20 protein-coding genes are annotated in these 19,690 nt (G+C 51.5%); all 20 read left to right on the top strand.

Annotation, left to right across the window (positions count from 1 at the left end; translation table 11 throughout):
• Window positions 1–49: 49 nt before the first annotated feature.
• The 20 genes from pyrH to truB all read left to right on the top strand — a co-directional run bounded on the left by pyrH (window position 50) and on the right by truB (window position 19,684).
• Window positions 50–790, top strand: a complete 741-nt coding sequence (gene pyrH / locus ACOBQJ_RS01740) for a UMP kinase (RefSeq protein WP_421069982.1) — start codon at window positions 50–52, stop codon at window positions 788–790.
• A complete protein-coding gene (gene frr, locus ACOBQJ_RS01735; RefSeq protein WP_421069981.1) occupies window positions 771–1,328 on the top strand; it encodes a ribosome recycling factor in 558 nt (185 codons plus the stop codon). The genes pyrH and frr overlap by 20 nt, the downstream gene beginning before the upstream one ends.
• A gap of 2 nt (window positions 1,329–1,330) precedes the next feature.
• Window positions 1,331–1,540, top strand: a complete 210-nt coding sequence (locus ACOBQJ_RS01730; protein WP_421069980.1) for a hypothetical protein — start codon at window positions 1,331–1,333, stop codon at window positions 1,538–1,540.
• Window position 1,541: 1 nt separating this feature from the next.
• The gene (locus tag ACOBQJ_RS01725) at window positions 1,542–1,709 is read left to right on the top strand and encodes a DUF362 domain-containing protein (protein WP_421069979.1); all 168 of its coding nucleotides are present in this window, start codon (window positions 1,542–1,544) and stop codon (window positions 1,707–1,709) included.
• 124 nt (window positions 1,710–1,833) lie between these two features.
• Window positions 1,834–2,646, top strand: coding sequence for an isoprenyl transferase (locus ACOBQJ_RS01720; RefSeq protein WP_421069978.1), 813 nt, complete (start codon window positions 1,834–1,836; stop codon window positions 2,644–2,646).
• A gap of 18 nt (window positions 2,647–2,664) precedes the next feature.
• Window positions 2,665–3,453 carry a phosphatidate cytidylyltransferase gene (locus ACOBQJ_RS01715; RefSeq protein ID WP_421069977.1) on the top strand — a complete coding sequence of 263 codons (789 nt, stop codon included), beginning with the start codon at window positions 2,665–2,667 and terminating at the stop codon, window positions 3,451–3,453.
• A gap of 12 nt (window positions 3,454–3,465) precedes the next feature.
• Window positions 3,466–4,509, top strand: a complete 1,044-nt coding sequence (gene ytvI, locus ACOBQJ_RS01710; RefSeq protein ID WP_421069976.1) for a sporulation integral membrane protein YtvI — start codon at window positions 3,466–3,468, stop codon at window positions 4,507–4,509.
• Between the two features lie 282 nt (window positions 4,510–4,791).
• Window positions 4,792–5,952, top strand: a complete 1,161-nt coding sequence (locus ACOBQJ_RS01705; protein WP_421069975.1) for a 1-deoxy-D-xylulose-5-phosphate reductoisomerase — start codon at window positions 4,792–4,794, stop codon at window positions 5,950–5,952.
• Between the two features lie 18 nt (window positions 5,953–5,970).
• Window positions 5,971–7,026 carry an RIP metalloprotease RseP gene (gene rseP, locus ACOBQJ_RS01700; protein WP_421069974.1) on the top strand — a complete coding sequence of 352 codons (1,056 nt, stop codon included), beginning with the start codon at window positions 5,971–5,973 and terminating at the stop codon, window positions 7,024–7,026.
• A gap of 381 nt (window positions 7,027–7,407) precedes the next feature.
• A complete protein-coding gene (ispG, locus tag ACOBQJ_RS01695; RefSeq protein ID WP_421069973.1) occupies window positions 7,408–8,457 on the top strand; it encodes a flavodoxin-dependent (E)-4-hydroxy-3-methylbut-2-enyl-diphosphate synthase in 1,050 nt (349 codons plus the stop codon).
• Between the two features lie 30 nt (window positions 8,458–8,487).
• Entirely contained in the window at window positions 8,488–10,200 is a 1,713-nt protein-coding gene (locus tag ACOBQJ_RS01690; protein ID WP_421069972.1) for a proline--tRNA ligase, read from the top strand.
• A 236-nt stretch (window positions 10,201–10,436) separates the two neighbouring features.
• On the top strand, window positions 10,437–11,624 hold the full coding sequence (locus tag ACOBQJ_RS01685) for an MGDG synthase family glycosyltransferase (protein ID WP_421069971.1): 1,188 nt from the start codon (window positions 10,437–10,439) through the stop codon (window positions 11,622–11,624).
• Between the two features lie 32 nt (window positions 11,625–11,656).
• The gene (locus ACOBQJ_RS01680; protein WP_421069970.1) at window positions 11,657–12,328 is read left to right on the top strand and encodes an MgtC/SapB family protein; all 672 of its coding nucleotides are present in this window, start codon (window positions 11,657–11,659) and stop codon (window positions 12,326–12,328) included.
• A 165-nt stretch (window positions 12,329–12,493) separates the two neighbouring features.
• Window positions 12,494–12,955 carry a ribosome maturation factor RimP gene (rimP, locus tag ACOBQJ_RS01675; protein WP_421069969.1) on the top strand — a complete coding sequence of 154 codons (462 nt, stop codon included), beginning with the start codon at window positions 12,494–12,496 and terminating at the stop codon, window positions 12,953–12,955.
• A gap of 20 nt (window positions 12,956–12,975) precedes the next feature.
• Window positions 12,976–14,058, top strand: coding sequence for a transcription termination factor NusA (nusA, locus tag ACOBQJ_RS01670; protein ID WP_421069968.1), 1,083 nt, complete (start codon window positions 12,976–12,978; stop codon window positions 14,056–14,058).
• Between the two features lie 12 nt (window positions 14,059–14,070).
• A complete protein-coding gene (gene rnpM / locus ACOBQJ_RS01665; RefSeq protein WP_421069967.1) occupies window positions 14,071–14,343 on the top strand; it encodes an RNase P modulator RnpM in 273 nt (90 codons plus the stop codon).
• 85 nt (window positions 14,344–14,428) lie between these two features.
• Window positions 14,429–17,350: a translation initiation factor IF-2 gene (gene infB / locus ACOBQJ_RS01660; protein ID WP_421069966.1), complete on the top strand. Its 2,922-nt coding sequence runs from the start codon at window positions 14,429–14,431 to the stop codon at window positions 17,348–17,350.
• Window positions 17,351–17,424: 74 nt separating this feature from the next.
• The gene (gene rbfA, locus ACOBQJ_RS01655; protein WP_421069965.1) at window positions 17,425–17,784 is read left to right on the top strand and encodes a 30S ribosome-binding factor RbfA; all 360 of its coding nucleotides are present in this window, start codon (window positions 17,425–17,427) and stop codon (window positions 17,782–17,784) included.
• Complete coding sequence (locus ACOBQJ_RS01650; protein ID WP_421069964.1) at window positions 17,777–18,754, top strand: DHH family phosphoesterase; 978 nt, start codon at window positions 17,777–17,779, stop codon at window positions 18,752–18,754. The genes rbfA and ACOBQJ_RS01650 overlap by 8 nt, the downstream gene beginning before the upstream one ends.
• Window positions 18,755–19,684: a tRNA pseudouridine(55) synthase TruB gene (gene truB, locus ACOBQJ_RS01645; protein ID WP_421069963.1), complete on the top strand. Its 930-nt coding sequence runs from the start codon at window positions 18,755–18,757 to the stop codon at window positions 19,682–19,684. It begins immediately after the preceding gene.
• Window positions 19,685–19,690: the final 6 nt, after the last annotated feature.

Raw genomic sequence — 19,690 nt, 5'->3', positions numbered from 1 at the left:
AATATAGTTTGTAGAATCTATTTTGGGAAACTGGAGGTTATTGCCTGCTATGGTATCTCCAAAATACAGCCGCATCGTTTTAAAGTTAAGCGGTGAGGCACTGGCCGGTTCCCTTGGGTTTGGAATTGATCCTGATGTTGTAAACGCTATTGCCAGGCAGATTAAGGACGTGGTTGCCCACGGGGTCGAAATGGCCATAGTGGTCGGCGGGGGAAATATCTGGCGGGGTGTTGCCGGAAGCGCCAAGGGGATGGACAGAGCTACAGCGGATTACATGGGTATGCTGGCAACTATTATGAACTCCCTGGCCCTGCACGACGCCCTGCAGAAACACGGGGTAAATACCAGGACCCAGACCGCTATCGAAATGAAAGAGGTAGCTGAGCCTTATATCAGGCGGCGTGCCATCAGGCACATGGAAAAGGGCAGGGTGGTCATATTTGCCGGAGGGACCGGAAACCCCTACTTTTCGACTGACACCACAGCTGCCTTGCGGGCGGCGGAAATTGAAGCCCAGGTTATCCTGATGGCTAAAAGGGTAGACGGTGTTTACGACTCTGATCCCATGATCAACCCCGACGCGAAAAAATTTGAAGTCCTCACTTATATAGAAATGCTTAACCGCGGGCTGGGCATCATGGATTCAACCGCGGCCTCATTGTGTATGGATAATAAAATACCGCTCATTGTTTTTGATTTGAATGTTGACGGCAACATCAAACGAGCGGTTTTTGGGGAAAAAATAGGCACATATATTGGAGGTGAGTCTTTTGGTCAAAGAGATAATTAAAGAAGCAGAAAACAACATGAAAAAAACTATAGAAGTGGTCAAAAAAGAATTTGCCTCAATGCGCGCCGGGAGGGCTACGCCGGCACTGCTTGACAAAATAATGGTGAATTACTACGGGACTCCGACACCTATTAACCAACTTGCCAATATTACGGTGCCGGAGGCCAGGCTGCTGGTTATCCAGCCCTGGGACAAGAGCTCGATGCCCGAGATCGAACGCGCGATATTGAAATCAGATCTAGGCATTACACCGGCCAGTGACGGCACGGTAATCAGGCTGGCTATCCCTCAGCTGACCCAGGAAAGACGTGCTGATTTGATGAAAGTGATCAAGAAAAAAGCTGAAGAAGGCCGGGTGGCGGTCAGGAACGTCCGCCGCGACACCAACGATCACCTGAAAGCGGCACAGAAAGACGGGAAAATATCTGAAGACGACCTGAAGCGGAACCAGGATGAAGTACAGAAGCTGACAGACCGGATGATAAAAGACATTGACAGCATTTTATCCACCAAAGAACAGGAGATCATGCAGGTTTAGCAATGGACCAGTTACCGGACATTATCGGATATCCCCTGGCAGAAGCCTTGCAAATATGTGAGTCGTCGGGGTATGAAATTGAAATTGTGGTCACCCGACCAGTTAAAGCAACAACCGAAGAAAATCCCCGGGTTGTTCGTTTTAATGTGGTCTCGACAAATAAAGGGGTGGTAACTGTGGCTTTTGAAGATATAGTGAGAGGAGGTGGATAATTTGGCATACAAAATTACGGATGAATGTTTGGCATGCGGCACCTGCCTGGAGGCATGCCCCAGCGAGGCAATCTCAGAAGGTGACATCTATGTAATCGATCAGGATAAATGTGCGGAGTGCGGAGCCTGTGTTGATGCTTGTCCAACAGGAGCTATCATTGAAGAGTAATCACTTAACCCCCTCACATAGAGGGGGTTGTTTATATAACCTGTTACTATGGGGATGATTATGCGCACTTTATTAAGTCTGCCATTATTCGTTACTTTTTGAGAGCCGGGAGTGGTCAATAAGGATGTACAACAGAATAGCCCGCCTGTGGCGTCAGAAAGAATCGAAAGATCTAGACGGGGCAGATCTGGAAAAATTATTGGCGAAAATCGACCGGAACAGGGTCCCCAGGCATATCGCCATTATCATGGACGGCAACGGGCGGTGGGCAAACAGCCGCGGGCTGCCAAGGTTTTTTGGACACAAAGCCGGTGTGGAATCTTTAAGAGATATTGTCAGGGCCTGTTCCGAGTTTAAAATACAAGTTTTAACCGTTTACGCGTTTTCAACTGAAAACTGGAAGCGCCCCCAGGAGGAAGTTAATGTCTTAATGGACCTGCTGGTGGAATACCTTTACAAAGAGATAGACGAATTGTGCCGGGAAGGCGTAAAGTTAAATCCAATCGGAAAACTGGACGAACTGCCGGCCGGCGTTATTAAAGCGCTGCAAATGGCTGTTGAGCGCAGCAGGACAAATGAAGGACTTATTTTGAACCTGGCATTAAATTACGGCGGACGCACCGAAATTGTTGAAGCGGTGCGAAATATTGCGTCAAATGTTAAAAAAGGCATTCTATCAATTGACCAAATTGACGGCAATACTATATCGGGATACCTCTACACATCCGGTCAGCCTGACCCGGACCTGCTGATCAGGCCGTCAGGCGACTTCAGGATAAGCAACTTTTTGCTGTGGCAGCTGGCGTACACCGAGTTCTGGCTTACTCCCGTGCTGTGGCCTGATTTTCGCCGGGTTCATTTAATGAGAGCCATAGTAGACTTCCAGAGCCGGGAAAGGCGATTCGGAGGCCTGAAAAAAAATAACAGAACAACCTGACGGGCTGGTGAATAATTTTTGCTTACGCAAAGGATCATAAGCGCCCTGGTCGGCATTCCACTGGTTGTTATAGCTGTATGGTTTGGGGGTATTCCTTTAGTACTGCTGACCGGGCTTATTATTGTCCTGGGGCTCAGGGAAATGAATGAAATGCTGGCAAAACTGGGGTTAAAACCCTCACTTTGGCTGGCTGTCGCAGGCGGGTTAATCATGACCGCCGGCTCTTATCTTTATAAAGCCGGCTATCCCGGCCCGACTATAACAATTATCCTGTTTATGCACCTCCTCGCCACTGTGGCGTTATACCCGCGCTACTCGCTGCTCGACAGCGCCGGCACCATGATGGGGACATTGTACGTGGGGCTGCTGAATTATTTCTACCTTTTGAGGATGATGCCCGATGGCTGGATCTGGCTTATCTTCACCCTGACCGCGACCTGGGCTACTGACACGGCCGCGTATTTTGTAGGGATGGTTTTTGGCAGAAGGAGGATAGCACCGGCTCTGAGCCCTAAAAAAACAGTTGAAGGGGCTGTCGGCGGTTTTATCGGAAGCATCCTGGTAGCCGGTGTTTTTTCATACATATATACATTTCTCCCCATGTCTAAAGTGCTGCTGCTTGGTTTGTCCCTGGGGGCCGCGGCCCAGGTGGGGGACCTGCTGGAATCTGCTTTTAAGAGGCAGGCCGGGGTAAAGGACTCCAGCGCTTTGATACCTGGCCACGGCGGTATTCTGGACCGTATTGACAGCACGCTTTTTACCGCCCCGCTGGTTTATTACTTTGTACTCTTGTTTATCAAAAGTTGAGGTGAGACATTGATGCCGAGGCCGCTATTAGTAATAATATATACAGCTGTGGCTATACTGGCCGGTATGGCTTTTTTAAAATATGTCCTGCCGATCCTTGTTCCTTTCATTATCGCTGTAATTATCGGGCTGTTCATGGAGCCGGTGATTAAGATATTGCAAAGAGTGAAAATGTCCAGGGGCCTTGCTACCCTGACCACTATGGTAATAGTGTTCGGGGGCATTGGAGTGATTGTTACCGCTGTCATAATCCGTCTTGTTTCTGAATTGGTCCACCTTTCTGCTTCAGTGCCGGCGCTGACACTTGAAATAAAAAATTATGTCCAGGGCCTGGTTGAAAAAACGACAGCTTTTTATGTAACACTGCCTCCCGGCATCACTTCGTCAATTGAGCAAAGCTTAAACAGCCTTGCTTCAAGCCTGCAGGGAGTGGCCACCGGGGTCGCCAATTCCCTCCTGTCATTTATTTCCATGGTTCCGGGCACACTTGCGGTAATGCTGGTAATACTGCTGTCATCATATTTTATTGCCCGTGACAAGCAGATTATAATTGATTTTATAAAGCGGTTAATTCCCGATCCCTGGGATGAGAAAATCATTATCGCGGCGAGGGAAGTGGCAGCCGCCTTTATGGCATATTTGAAAGCGCAGGCCATACTAATTCTGATTTCAACATGTTTGAGCGTTACGGGACTGTATTTGATAGGCGCGGACTACGCGCTGCTGATGGGATTGCTGATCGGTGTCTTTGACCTGATCCCGGTCCTGGGACCGGCAACAATTTACCTGCCCTGGCTATTGTGGTCCTTTGCCACAGGAGCTACGGTGTTCGGGGTAAAGCTGGCTGTGCTTTACCTGGTAGTCCTCATAGTGAGGCAGGTGCTGGAAACAAAGATAGTGTCAAGCAACCTCGGCCTGCACCCGCTGGCAACCCTGGTCTCAATGTACGCCGGCCTGTGGACGTTAGGCCTGGCAGGTTTGATCATGGGCCCAATTTTATTAATAGCTGTCCAGTCTTTTTACAAGGCGGGGATATTGCTGCCCAGGCCCAAGTGAGACATGGGACGTGGGACGTGAGTCGTGAGAGGTGTAGGTGCGGCTTCAGCCGCACATTATTCGCGGGTTAAAACCCGCCCTACCATGGAACGGGACCACCCCTTGCAGGTAGGCTTTAGCCGTACATCTTCGGCGCCCTCTTCTGCAGCCTTATATCGTTAGATGATACCAGACAGCGGAATGGGGACACATTATTTGAAACGTGAGAATTGAGACGTGATACATTAGAGTGCAAGACAGAACTTAAGGGTTGAAGAGTATTTTAACAAATTGGAGTAGGTAATGAAAAGAATTGTTATACTTGGCAGCACCGGTTCTATCGGGCGGCAGACGCTGGATGTAATCAGGAACCTGCCGGACAGGTTTGTGGTAACAGGATTAGCCGCGGGCAAAAACTGGCGTCTTCTGGCTGACCAGATAAAAGAGTTTCAGCCATCTTACGCAGCCCTCTCAGGGCAAAAGGAATTGGACCTGCTGATAAAAGAGCTGAGCCCCGGGAAAATTCCCGCGCTGGGCTGGGGCAGGGAAGGCATGGAGTCCCTGGCCTCACTGGGCGAGGCTGATTTGGTCGTTGTCGCTGTGACAGGGTCGGCCGGCATTTTTCCAACCTTCGCGGCCCTGCGGGCTGGTAAAAACATTGCCCTGGCGAACAAGGAAACGCTGGTTGCGGCCGGGCAGCTGGTTATGAAATTATCGGAACAGAAAAAAACCAGCATTTACCCGGTGGACAGCGAGCATTCAGCCCTGTGGCAGTGCCTGCATGGAAATAATGCGGGCGAAGTTGAAAAAATCATACTCACTGCCTCAGGCGGCCCTTTCCGTGCGCTCAGCACAAGGGAGCTGGAAGGCGTGACGGTAGAGATGGCGCTGCGCCACCCCAACTGGAATATGGGCAAAAAAGTGACTGTGGATTCAGCCACTTTAATGAATAAGGGTCTGGAAGTAATTGAAGCTAAATGGCTGTTTGGGGTAAACTATTCACAGATAGAGGTGCTGGTTCACCCGCAGAGTATCATTCACTCGGCTGTCGAGTATATAGACGGCTCGATAATCGCTCAAATGGGGGCCCCGGACATGCGCCTGCCCATACAATACGCCCTTACTTATCCGGAACGTGTAAACGGGCCGGCGCCAAGGCTGAAAATGGCGGACTTAAAAGGGTTAACCTTCGAGGCGCCGGACACGGAAAGGTTTCCTTCTCTGCGCCTGGCTTTCGAGGCGGGGCGGACCGGCGGCACAATGCCTGCTGTACTGAACGCTGCCAACGAGGAAGCCGTAAATTCATTTTTAATTGGAGCGCTGTCATTTAAAGGCATTCCAGACGTTGTTGCGGGTGTTATGCAAAAACACAATACTCTGCCAACACCCTCCCTTGAAGAAATTATGGAAGCCGACCTCTGGGCGAGGAAAACAGCGGGGAAAATAATTAAAAATCTCACTTAGAGTGCTTGGGGTGCTGTAATGTTAACATTTATTGCTTCGGTTTTTGTCTTCGGAATACTGATACTATTCCACGAGTTCGGTCACTTTGTAGTGGCCAAAATGGTAGGGATCAAAGTTTACGAGTTCAGTCTCGGTTTTGGCCCCAAACTGTTAGCGCTCCCCCGGGGGGAAACATCATACAGCCTGCGCCTGTTCCCCCTTGGCGGTTTTGTGCGCATGGCCGGGATGGACCCGAACGAAGAACTGCCCGAAGAAGATCAGGACAGGGGCTTTAACAGGAAAACCGTCTGGCAGAGAATTGCTGTTATTTTTGCGGGGCCGTTTATGAACTTCTTTTTGGCAGCGCTGCTTTTTGCCGTGGTTTTTGCCTCGCAAGGCGAGCCTGTCGCGTCAAGCGGGACCGGGATCGGGGACGTTAACCCCGGTTACCCCGCGCAGATTGCCGGCCTTGCCGCTGGCGACAGGATTGTGGCGGTTGACGGCAAAGCGGTTGATAAATGGGCTGACCTGGTCACCTTAATTAATGAAAGGCCTGAAAAAGACATTTCAATTGTCGTACTCAGGGACGGCTCTGAACTGCAGTTTGAACTGACGACAATAAAGGCTGAAGACGGCCGCGGGTTAATCGGAATTTACCCGGCGGAGGAATATGTCAAGGTAGGCCTCTTGCAGTCGGTTTCGCTGGGAATAGAATGGACCGGCAGGTTCACAGCGGTAATTATGGAATTTATATCAAAGATGATATTCGGGCAGACACCGGCCGAGCTGGGCGGTCCGGTGCGGGTGGTCAGTGAAATTGGCAAGGCGGCGCAGATCGGGTTTGTCATTCTGCTGAAGCTCGCAGCTATATTGAGTATAAACCTTGGCTTATTCAACCTGTTCCCCATACCGGCCCTGGACGGCAGCCGTATTCTATTCCTAATTTGGGAGAAAATCAGGAGGCGCCCGGTGGACCCTGTTAAGGAGAACTTTATCCACCTGGTCGGGTTCGGCCTGCTCCTGCTGTTGATGGTGATAATAACGTACAATGACATACTGCAGATTTTTACTATGGATAATGGAACGGGACAATGAGACGTGGGAAATGAGACGTGTGACGTGAGAATGCAAGACGTTTTCAAGGGTTAAAAGAACCCGACCCCGAAACACCTATGTTGCGAAACTGATTGTTTTGGGTTGATACAATGACATATGAATGGGGACACACCAAATGAGACGTGAGACTTGAGAATGCAAGACAGACCTTAAGGGTTGAAGACCTGAAAGGAATGTATGAACCTCACGTCCAACGTCTCACGACCCACCACTCAATTAATGTCCCCGATGGTATGGCACGCCGTCCTGGCGATACTTGTGGTTGTTGTAGGTGCGGCTTTAGCCGCACATCTTTGGCGGGATAAATCCCGCTCTACACTAACAGATTGTGTAAACCAGTGATTGACGTAGGTGAACTATATGAACAGACGAAAGACGAGGGCGGTTTTTGTCGGCGGGGTACAGGTCGGCGGCGGCGCCCCTGTCAGTGTGCAGTCCATGACCAAGTCAGACACCAGGGACCCGGTGTCTACTGTTGAGCAAATCAACGCGCTGGCTGAAAGCGGCTGCGAGATTATACGCGCGGCGGTGCCGGACGCGGAGGCGGCGGCCGCTCTGCCCGCAATATTAAGTGGCATCAGCATTCCCTTTGTCGCCGATATTCATTTTGACCACCGCCTGGCTCTGGAAGCTATAAAGGCCGGTGTGGACGGGCTGAGGATTAACCCGGGCAACATAGGCGGCAGGAACAAGGTGGAAGAAGTCGTAAGGGCGGCACAGGGTCATGGTATCCCCATTCGTATCGGCGTGAACGCCGGGTCTTTAGAAAAAGAGCTTATGGCAAAATTCGGCGGGGTTACAGCTACGGCCATGGTTGAAAGCGCCATGCGCCATGTCGAAATTCTTGAAGATTTAAACTTTACCAATATTAAATTATCCCTGAAGGCCTCTAATGTACCGCTTATGCTGGAAGCATACCGCATGATGTCTGAAAAAGTGGATTACCCCCTGCATATAGGCGTTACCGAGTCCGGTACCCTGCGTTATGGCACCGTTAAGTCAGCTATAGGCATAGGTATACTCCTGTCGGAGGGCATAGGCGACACCATCCGGGTCTCCCTGACCGGCCATCCGGGCCACGAAGTAAGAGCCGGCTTTGATATATTAAGGGCCCTGGGGCTGCGCAGCAGGGGAGTGGAGCTTATCTCATGCCCGACCTGCGGCCGGACGGAGATAGATTTAATTAAGATTGCCGGAGAAGTGGAAAATAAGTTGCAGCGGGTGGACAAGCCGCTCAAAATAGCAGTCATGGGCTGTGTGGTAAACGGGCCCGGTGAGGCCCGGGAAGCCGATGTCGGCATCGCCGGGGGAAAGGGTTTCGGCCTTATTTTTCGCAAAGGGGAAATACTGCGCAAGGTGCCGGAAGAATGTCTGGTGGAAGAGCTGTTGAAAGAGATCGATACACTATAATTTATAAACATTATAATTAGGAGGAGTTCCATGCGAGCGACAGCGTTATTAGCGCCTACACTGAGAGAGGCGCCGGCTGATGCGGAGGTTGTAAGCCACCGGCTATTACTGCGTGCTGGTTTTATCAGGAGAGTGGCGGCCGGGGTGTACAACTACCTGCCGCTGACTATGCGTGTCCTTAAAAAGATAGAGCGGATTATACGGGAGGAAATGGACCGGCAGGGCGGCCAGGAGTTGCTGATGCCTATAATGCAGCCGGCGGAACTCTGGCAGGAATCCGGCCGGTGGGATGTATACGGCCCGGAACTCTTTCGCCTCAAAGACAGGCATGACCGGGATTTTGCCCTCGGTCCCACCCACGAGGAAGTAATAACGACGCTGGTGCGGGGAGAAGTCAGTTCGTATAAACAGCTGCCGCTTTTACTCTACCAGGTCCAGAATAAATACAGGGATGAAAGACGTCCGCGGTTCGGCCTGATGCGCGGCAGGGAATTTATCATGAAAGACCTGTATTCATTTGACAGGGATGAAAAAGGTCTTGCTGAGAGCTATATGAAAATGCATGAGGCGTATAACAGGGTATTCCAGCGCTGCGGCCTGCGTTTTCGCCCGGTGGAAGCTGATTCGGGCGCCATTGGAGGCAACGAGAGCCAGGAGTTTATGGTACTGGCGGAATCCGGCGAGGCCTCAATTTTGTTCTGTGAAAGCGATACGTGCAATTATGCCGCCAACGTCGAGAGGGCGGCTCAGATAAATCCGCCGGACAAAGCTAAAGAAGGCCTTGACAAACTTACTGAAAAAGAAACACCGGAATGCCGCACGGTCGAAGAAGTAACACGGTCCCTTGGCATCCCCCCGCAAAAAATCATTAAAACACTGCTCTATGAGACTGACACTGAAGTAGTCGCTGTACTCGTCAGGGGTGACCGTGAAGTAAACGAGATAAAATTGCTTAATTTGCTCGGATCCCTGAGGGTGGACCTGGCGGGAGAAAACACGATTTTAAAGGTAACCGGGGCAGCGAGAGGGTTTTCCGGGCCGATTGGCTTAAAAGGAGTAAAAATAATCGCGGACCTTGAGGTGTCGTCTATGGCCAATGCTGCCGCCGGGGCTAACAGGGACCATTTTCACTACATAAACGTCAACCCCGGCCGTGATTTTTCCATAGATATATTAACTGATGTCAGGATGGTGGAGGCCGGTGAACCATGCCCCTGCTGCGGCCAGAAGTTAAATGAAGCGAGGGGTATCGAAGTCGGCCAGATATTTAAACTGGGCGCTAAATACAGCAAGATACTGGGGGCGACTTACCTCGATGAAAGCGGCAAGTCCAAGCCAATAATAATGGGCTGTTACGGGATAGGCGTCACCAGGACCATGGCGGCTGCCATCGAACAGAACAACGACCAGGACGGAATCATCTGGCCAGCGGCTATCGCGCCTTTTCACGTAGTGGTCGTACCCGTTAACATCAAGGATGCTGAACAGGCAGCTTTGGCCGAAAATATATATGAGCGTCTGACAGCCGCGGGCGTGGAGGCGCTTCTGGACGACCGGGCCGAGCGGGCGGGAGTCAAGTTTAAAGACGCCGACCTGATCGGCTACCCGCTGCGGATAACCGTGGGTTCAAAAGCAGTGTCGGAAAAGACATTTGAAGTGAAGACGCGCCGGACCGGGGAAGTATCTATGGTACCCGAGGATAAACTGGAACATACTGTGCTGGAGATGCTCAGGGTACTGTAATTGAGACGTGACACCCATGTTGCGAAACTGATAGTTTGGGTTGATACAATGACAGAGGAATGGGGACACACCTCTGTTTGCGTGTCAAGGGGACGGTTCTCTTGACACACTTTTCTTGCAACTTGTATCGTAGCATGGTACCAGACAGAGGAATGGGGACACATCTCTCTAATAGGCATTCCTTTGCGGGTCGGAGATATGTCCCCGATCAGAATGGCCTAGGAAAGTCTTCGAAAATGTATACTTGGAAAGAGGTTGTCAAAGATTTGGGGCTGAATAAAGTTCTGATATTATCCGTGGCAGTCGGGGCGGGCCATATGCGTACAGCGGAAGCGCTCAGGGAAGCGGCGGGATCGCTTTATCCCGGCGCGGAAATCAGAATCCTGGACACTTTCCGCTATGCCAGCCCATTTCTGGGCAAAGTTGTTCTCGGCGCTTACATGGAAATGCTGAAAAAATCGCCTCTTCTGTATGGATTCCTGTACCGCCAGGCTGAACACGGGAAGCCGCTGTCGGGAAAAGGCAAGGTCGGCTTCAGCCATATCATAAACATCGCGGCCGCGCCCAGGCTGGTGGAATACATAAAAGATTTCAAACCGGAGATTATAGTCTGCACCCACGCCTTTCCCCTTGGTATAGTTTCATTCCTTAAGAAAAAAGGAGTGTTCCGGGGACCGGTGTTCGCGATAATTACCGACTATGACGTCCACTCCTTCTACATTTTTCCTGAAGTAGACAACTATATAGTTGGTTCCGAGGACTTAATACCGCAGTGCCTGGATTTCGGAATAGAACCCGGGCGCGTGCACGCGACGGGGATACCAATTCACTCGCAATTTTCCGGCCGGTATGATAAAGCCCTGCTGCGGAAAAAGATCGGCCTTGAGCCGGACCTGCCGGTAATCCTGCTCATGGGCGGCGGGTTGGGTATGGGGCCTATAGATTCTGTGTTTAAAACACTGGGGAGCGGCAGCGGGTATCAGCTGATATGTGTGGCCGGCGCCAATGCCGCGCTGCGGGAGAAGTTGGACAATATGGCCCGGGACATGGCGTGCCGGGTGCAGATCCATGGCTTTGTCGACTACATCCACGTGTTGATGGCAGCGTCCGATATCATGGTGGGAAAAGCCGGCGGGCTCGCCTGTGCCGAGGCCATGTCATTGGGACTGCCGATATTAATTGTGGATCCCCTGCCGGGCCAGGAGGAAAAGAATACTGAATTTATGGCCGCCGCGGGCGCAGGCGTCAGGGTCAGCGCGGCAAACCTGGCCTCAGTGGTAAAGGATTACCTCAAGGATCCCGCAAAAATCGAAATAATGGCGCGCGCATCGGCGGCGCGCGGCAAACCAAACGCGGCGCGTGACGCCGTAAGGCTAATGGCGCAAGCTGTGGACAGCCCAGATTACAAAAGGGCTGCAAAATAAAAAATGAAATTCCTCGGCTTGGGGGTGCTGCTGTGCTGAACGAGGGTGAAGTTGTTTTAAGACTGGTTATGTCTGTGGTACTTGGCGGCTTCATTGGACTGGAACGGGAAAGGCTGCTGGTGGGATACCGTACATACTCGGCCGGATTCCGGACCCATATATTAGTCGCTGTCGGCGCAGCTGTTTGCATGATAGTCTCCGAGGGACTGCACTACCAGTTCAAAGGTGACGCCGCCAGGGTCGCCGCCCAGGTGGTAAGCGGCATAGGTTTTCTGGGGGCCGGGGCGATTATGCGTGAAGGCCTGCTGATCCGCGGCCTCACAACAGCAGCCAGCCTTTGGGTGGTTGCCTCGGTGGGCCTGGCCTGCGGCGCGGGTTATTACCTGCCGGCCGCCCTGGGAACCCTGCTGGTGTTGTTTACCCTGGTACTGCTGGGCACTTTTGAAGACCTGGTGCGCGGCAAGGGAAGGTATGACCTCCTCAGCATGGTAGTGTCAGACATGCCGGAACAAGTCAGGTTAATCAGGGCTTATCTCGAAGAGCAGGTAGGCGAAGTTAATAAAATTGAAGTCAGCAAAATGCACGAAGCCGGGCGGGTGCTGCTCGAAGTATATATGAAAATACCACCTGAGAAAAAGATGATTGATATCCTGCACTATCTTACCACCTTGCCGGGAGTGTACAGGGTCGAACACAGAACCTGAGCTATATTTGCACTTGTCAACAATTATCTTCTGTGATATACTATTTTTGGTTTTCGGCAAGGTAGATTTTTACTTCTTTAAGGAGTGGGTGGCGCCCACTCTTTCGTCTTATGTTGGAGATAAATATGTGTTTTTAAAAACATGTCTGCCATGGAGGTTATACAGTTGGCCAAAACAAAGACTGTAGAAATAGTCGAGGAATTAATTACACCCCTGGTGCAGGAATCCGGCATGGAACTGGTCGATGTTGAATTTGTTAAAGAAGGCGGCAGCTGGTACCTGCGTATATTTATTGACAAACCCGGCGGCATAGGGATTGAAGATTGCGGGTATCTTTCGCAAAAAATAGACAGGCTATTAGATGAAAAGGATCCGATACCGCAGTCTTACTACCTCGAGGTTTCATCACCGGGGATCGAAAGGCCGCTGAAAAAATTGTCTGATTTCAACCGCTTTGCCGGAAGCATGGCTGTCATAACCACTTTTGTGCCATATGACGGGAAAAAAAATATTACCGGACAGATCGCGGATGTCCGCGATGATGATATCATTCTTCATTCAGAAGGCAAAGAACTCGTTATACCTTTCAGGCAAGTTGCGTCGGCACGGCTGAAAGCGGAATTTTAAGAGTTCAGGGAGGGAAAAAGATGAACATCGATTTTTTGGAAGCCCTTAAGGATTTAGAAAAGGAAAAGGGTATAACGGTTGATATACTGCTGGAAGCGATTGAAGCGGCGTTATTGTCCGCTTATAAGAGAAACTTCGGCTCGCTGCAAAATGCCAGGGTCCATATAGATCGTGAGACCGGGGATTTTAAGGTATATACTCAACAAACCGTTAAAGATCAGGTGGAAGATCAACGGCAGGAAATAGCGCTGGAAGAGGCGCAAAGAATAAACCCCAATTATGAACTGGGTGATATCGTTGAAACAGAAGTCACGCCCCGGAATTTCGGCCGCATCGCAGCGCAGACAGCCAAGCAGGTAGTTGTCCAACGGATCCGTGAGGCAGAAAGAGACATAATTTTTGAAGAGTTCTCAAACCGGGAAGGCGACATTGTAACAGGGGTTGTCCAGAGAATTGAGCAAAAAAACGTATATATAGAACTGGGAAAAACAGAGGCTATCCTTGCTCCCTCAGAACAGATGCCGGGGGAGGACTACCGGCAGGGAGGCAGGATCAAGATATATATTATAGAAGTCAGAAAAACCACCAAAGGGCCTCAGATCCTTGTTTCACGCACCCACCCCGGCCTTTTGAAACGCCTTTTTGAGATGGAAGTACCGGAACTGCTGGACGGTGTAATCGAGCTCAAAGGGGTTGCCAGGGAAGCGGGCGCCCGTTCAAAAATAGCTGTCTATTCCAAAGACGATAACGTGGACCCGGTCGGCGCTTGCGTCGGTCCGAAAGGGCTCAGGGTACAGAATATAGTAAACGAACTGAACGGTGAAAAGATAGATATAATAAAATGGAATACAGATCCGTCCAAGTTTGTGGCCAGCTCACTGAGTCCCGCTAAAGTAGTCGCGGTGGAAATTTGGGAGGAAGAAAAAGTGGCGCGAGTGATTGTGCCGGACTATCAACTTTCGCTGGCTATCGGGAAAGAAGGCCAAAACGCCCGTCTGGCGGCTAAATTAACCGGCTGGAAGATAGATATTAAGAGTGAGTCCCAGATGAGAGAGATATATCCGGACGAGTACAACGACCTTTTTGAAAATGAATATGAATAGGGAGAGGTCTAAGTGCCTAAAGTAAAAAAAACTCCCCAGCGCATGTGTGTTGGATGCCAGGAGATGAAACCCAAAAAACAGCTGATCAGGGTGGTCCGCACCCCTGATGATACTGTGGAAATAGACCCCACCGGAAAGAAATCCGGACGCGGCGCATACATCTGCCCGGGTTTGGAGTGTCTCACCAAAGCACTGAAAGGCAAACGGCTGGACAAAGCGCTGCAGCGCACCATAAGCCAGGAGTTGGTGGAAGATTTAAAAAAGGGGCTGGTAAAGAACGGATGAGGCAAGCCTTTTGGTGATTGGTTCCGAAACCGCCCTGGAAGGGGAGATGTCCAATAAAAGCATACTAAATCTTGGAGGTGATTGGATGGCAAAAAAACGTGTACACGAACTCGCCAAGGAACTTAACATAGAAAGCAAGGAAATTATCAACAAGTTAAACGACATGGGCGTTACCGTCAAATCTCATATGAGCACCCTGGAAGACAGCGATATCGGGCGGTTGCTCAAAATTTACAAAAAAGACGGAGCCAAGACTGATAAGGCTGACGCCACTGGTAAGACTGCGTCAGCAGCTCAGCCTGTTAAACCTGCAACTCCCCAGGAGACCCAGGTTGAAAAGAAAAAAACACCGGATGCGCAAAAATTCGTACCCGGTGGTGACAAACAGTTAAAGGGAGAGACTAAAAGAGAAGATAAGCCGGCAAGGTCTGATTCTTATCGCGGCCCCGGCATTGTTGACCGCGTGCCCTCCCGTCCGCCGGACAGGCGCTTTCAGGAAAGACCGTCGGGCGCGCCGAGACCCAAAAGCCCTCCCAGGAGCGATCAATTTTTTAAACCCAGGGCTGATGTTCAGCAAGACCGTGCCCAGGCCGAAAAGAATCAGCAGGAACGCTTCCCGCAGCAGGAAAGACAGCAGGCTCAGCGTGATATGTCACGCCCTGATAAGCCGCTTTTTGACAGGCCCCAGCAGGCGAGGCCTCAGCATGACAGGCCTCAGCACGACAGGCCTCAGCAGGATTATCACCGTCAGGACCGCAGACCTGCCGACAGCAGGACACCGTCAGGCCCAGGGCCTGCCAGGCCTTTTGACAGGCCTGCCGGCCAGAGGCAGGGCGCTCCTCTAAGGACAGGGCAAGGGCCATCTGCTCCGGGGGCAAGGCCGCCGCAGCGGGGAGTTGATCGTGGTCCGAGGCCTGCCGGCGCCCAGGGCGCCAGGCCTAAACCGATGGACCGTCCGGTCCGTATCGATGCCGGCCAGGGTATGAAGCCAAGGCCCGATCAGCAAGGTCTGCGTCCGCAAATCCCCAGGCCGGACGACAAGAGCCGTACGCCGGCGGAAAAGGCAAAAACCGCGGAAAAGCAAAAACAACCCAAACCGGGTTATAAAAAGCCTGAACCAAGGAGCCGCTTTGAAAAGCGCAGCTCGGTCGCTGACCAGGCTGAAGCAAGGCTCCGCGCGGGCGCGCACCGTAAAAAGGGGCCCTCCAGGGGACAGGAGCAGGCCCAAAAACCAGCTAAACCAATTGAGAAAAAACCTGTTGTACTTGGCGAATCTGTTACAGTACAGGAACTGGCGCTGAAGGTCCACAAGAGCCCCGCGGAACTGATCAAGAAGCTGATCCAGCTGGGCGTCCTGGCGACAATAAACCAGGAGATCGACACTGACACGGCTACAATATTAGCCGGAGAGTTCGGTTATGAAGTGGAGATAAAATTGCCTGTGGACCTGGAAGCAGTGCTTATGCAGGAGCCTGAGGACGATCCGGAACTGCTGCAGCACAGGGCCAGTGTGGTAACCGTAATGGGACACGTTGACCACGGCAAGACTTCACTTTTGGACGCCATCCGGGAAACCAACGTAATTGCCACCGAGGCTGGCGGAATTACTCAGCATATTGGGGCTTACCAGGTTGAGCACAACGGCAAAAAAATAACCTTTATTGACACACCGGGCCATGAGGCCTTCACCGCGATGCGGGCGCGCGGCGCCCAGGTAACCGATATCGCTATCCTGGTAGTAGCCGCGGATGACGGTGTGATGCCACAAACGGTGGAAGCCATCAACCATGCCAAGGATGCCAAGGTCCCCATAATTGTCGCCATCAACAAGATCGACAAACCCGGCGCAAACCCGGATAAAGTTAAACAGGAACTGACGGAACATGGACTGGTATCTGAAGAGTGGGGCGGGGATACTATTTGTGTAAATGTTTCGGCTGTCAATAAACAGGGTATTAAAGAGCTTTTAGAGATGATCCTGCTGGTTGCCGAAATGGGTGAACTGAAAGCAAACGTGAACCGGCCGGCAAGAGGCACCGTTATAGAAGCCGAACTTGATAAGGGCCGCGGCCCTGTGGCGTCGGTCCTGGTGCAGAACGGCTCGCTGAATGTCGGCGATACCGTTATTGCCGGAGCGGCAGTGGGCCGGGTGAGGGCCATGATGGACGATAAGGGACGCCGGATTAAGAAAGCGGGCCCGTCTACACCGGTTGAAGTTATCGGTTTTTCCGAAGTACCGGCCGCCGGTGACATATTCATTGTCACGGAGGATGAGAAACTAGCCAGGAGCATTGCTTCCAGGCGACAGACCAGAAGGCGCGACGAGGAACTGAAGACCACCAACAAGGTGTCTTTGGAAGACCTGTTCAAACATATTCAGGAAGGTCAGATCAAGGAACTCGGAATTATCGTCAAGGCCGATGTCCAGGGTTCCGTGGAAGCTCTCCGCCAGGCGCTGGAAAGATTGAATACGGGTGAGGTAAAGGTCAATATTATTCATGGCGGTGTGGGCGCCATCAGAGAAACAGACGTTATGTTCGCATCCGCCTCCAACGCCATTATCATCGGTTTTAACGTACGCCCTGACGTAAACGCCAGGAAGGCGGCGGAAAATGAAAAAGTGGATATACGCCTGTACAGGGTAATCTATGACGCCATTGAGGACGTCAAGGCAGCCATGAGCGGCCTGCTTGAACCGGAGTACCGCGAGGTCATGCTCGGCCGTGCTGAAATTCGCAAGGTCTTTAAGGCTTCCAGGATTGGTACTATCGCCGGCTGTTATGTGGTTGAGGGTAAAATAGAAAGAGACGCCGGTGTCAGGGTTGTGCGTGACGGAATCGTTGTTTATGAAGGCAAGCTTGATTCATTGAAGCGCTTTAAAGACGATGTTAAAGAAGTGCTGCAGGGATACGAGTGCGGCCTGGCCATGGAAAAATTCAATGAAATACAGGAAGGGGACGTTATTGAAGCTTTTAATATTGAAACAATCAAACGTCAGCTGTCCTGATTAATGTTAACATGTTACATTCCTTCGATGTCCGATGCCTTTTTGGCTGAAGATTAAATTGAGAGGTGCTTGTAATGTCCTTCCGCCCCGAAAGGCTGGCTGAGGCCATTAAAAAGGAAATATCAGATATTTTAAGAGAAGAGTTGAAAGACCCGCGGATCGGGTTCGTTTCGATAACGTCTGTTGAGGTTTCAAAGGACCTGCGCTGCGCCAGTGTCTACGCCAGTGTTTTTGGCGAGCCGGCCCAGCAGAAAGCTTCCATCGAGGCCCTGCAGAAAGCCCATGGTTTTATCCGGGGAGAGCTGGGAAGAAGGATCCGCCTGCGTTATACCCCGGAAATAACCTTTAAACTCGATCAGTCAATAAGCCATGGTTCACGGATAATCGCATTGATGGAAGAGGTCAGGGAAAAAGGCGGCGGTCAGGATGAATAAACTGGCAGACATAGCCGCGGCTTTAAAAAGCGCAGATAACATCCTGGTCTGCGGTCATGTTATGCCTGACGGTGATTCCCTTGGTTCAGTGCTGGCATTGGGAATAACCCTGGAAAACATGGGCAAAAAGGTAACTATGGCCGGCCCCGACCCGGCGCCGGCGATATATGATTTTCTGCCGGGCCTGGAAAAATACCGGGCTGGTCTGCCGCCTGACGGCGTGTTTGATACTCTGGTTATTTTGGACTGCTCTGTGCCGGACAGACTTGGTGATGGCTACAGTGAACTGCTGTCTGCTGGAAAAACGGACGTAATCATCCTGGACCATCATGCCAGCTCGTCCTGCCTGGGCAAATACAGGTATGTAGACCCGGCGGCTTCGGCGGTGGGGGAAATCATATACGACCTGATTATTGAAATGGGACTGGAAATTACCCTTGATGTCGCCGTGTGCCTTTATACGGCCATAGTGACTGACACAGGTTCCTTTCAGTATGACAGCACCACGCCTGGCACACTCCGCCGGGTAGCAAAACTTATGGAAATAGGTGTGCCGGCGGCGCAGGTTAATATCCGTATCTATGAGGAAAAACCTCAAGCTGTTTATAAGCTGCTGTGCTCGGCGTTGAGCACTCTTAACACCAGTCCGTGCGGCAAAGTCTCGTGGATGACAGTTACGCGCGAGACGCTTAAAAACACAGGCGCGGAGGACGAGCATACGGAAGGCCTCGTAAACTACGCTAAATCAATCAGAGGTGTCGAGGTCGGCATGCTCTTTCGTGAAATTGAGGAAGGTTGTTATAAAATAAGCTTCCGTTCAAAGGACGCTGTAGACGTAAACAGGCTGGCCGCGCTTTTTAACGGCGGCGGGCATCCGCACGCCTCCGGCTGTACGGTGCGGGGGAACCTGGAGGAAATAAAAGACAAGGTTGTTTCCGCGGCTTTACTGGCTTTGAAGGGAATTAAATAAGTGGACGGATTTATTAATGTTTTAAAGCCTCCCGGGATGACTTCCCATGATGTAGTTAATTTTTTTCGCCGCCTGCTGGGCATAAAGAAAGTAGGACATACTGGAACACTGGATCCGGGCGCGGCGGGAGTTTTGCTGATCTGCCTGGGCGGTGCTACCCGCCTGGCGGGATACCTGACCGATGAAGACAAGGAATACAGGGCCGAGATTACCTTCGGTATCGCCACGCTGTCCGGAGACGCTTATGGCGAGGTTACAAGCGAGATAGACGCCTCGGGTCTGAGCGAGGATGAAGTGCGTTCGGTTCTGCCGCGTTTTCATGGAAAAATAACTCAGGTACCACCTATGACATCGGCTATTAAAATAAATGGAAAAAAGCTTTACGAGCTGGCCCGGGCGGGACTTACTGTCGACCGGCCCGGGCGGGTTGTTAATATAAATTCCCTGGAATTTATCAGCGGGACCGGCTGGGGCACGCCCCGCCCGCGAGCACTTCTGCACCTGTCCTGTTCCAAGGGGTTCTATGTCAGGAGCCTTTGTCTCGATATAGGGACCAGCCTGGGCTGCGGAGCGCACATGTCTTTTTTGGTGAGGACCGGGGCAGGCCCCTATAAAATACATGATTCGCTTACATTGGAAGAAATTAAGTTCCTTAAAATGAAAAATACCTTGGAAGAAAAGGTTATCAATATAAATCAGGCTCTCTCCGGGCTGCCGGCTGTTCTTGTAAAAAACGGGGCAGTCCCGGCGGTGCAGTCAGGCGCAAAACTGTATCCGCCAGGTGTGGCGGAGCTCCCCGTGGGGCTGCAGGAGGGAGACCGCGTCCGCCTGGTCGGCCAGGAAGGCTTTCTGGCTGTGGCGGAAACGTCTTATGACCCGCGGGATAATGGTCGGTTGGTCTTTAAGCCTGTTTGTGTACTGCCGAGGTAACTTAGG

The sequence above is a fragment of the Pelotomaculum propionicicum genome (assembly GCF_048984525.1).
GTDB classification, from domain to species: Bacteria; Bacillota; Desulfotomaculia; order Desulfotomaculales; family Pelotomaculaceae; genus Syntrophopropionicum; species Syntrophopropionicum propionicicum_A.
Note: the sequence above shows the minus strand (reverse complement) of the source record. Positions and strands in the feature narration are given on the sequence as shown.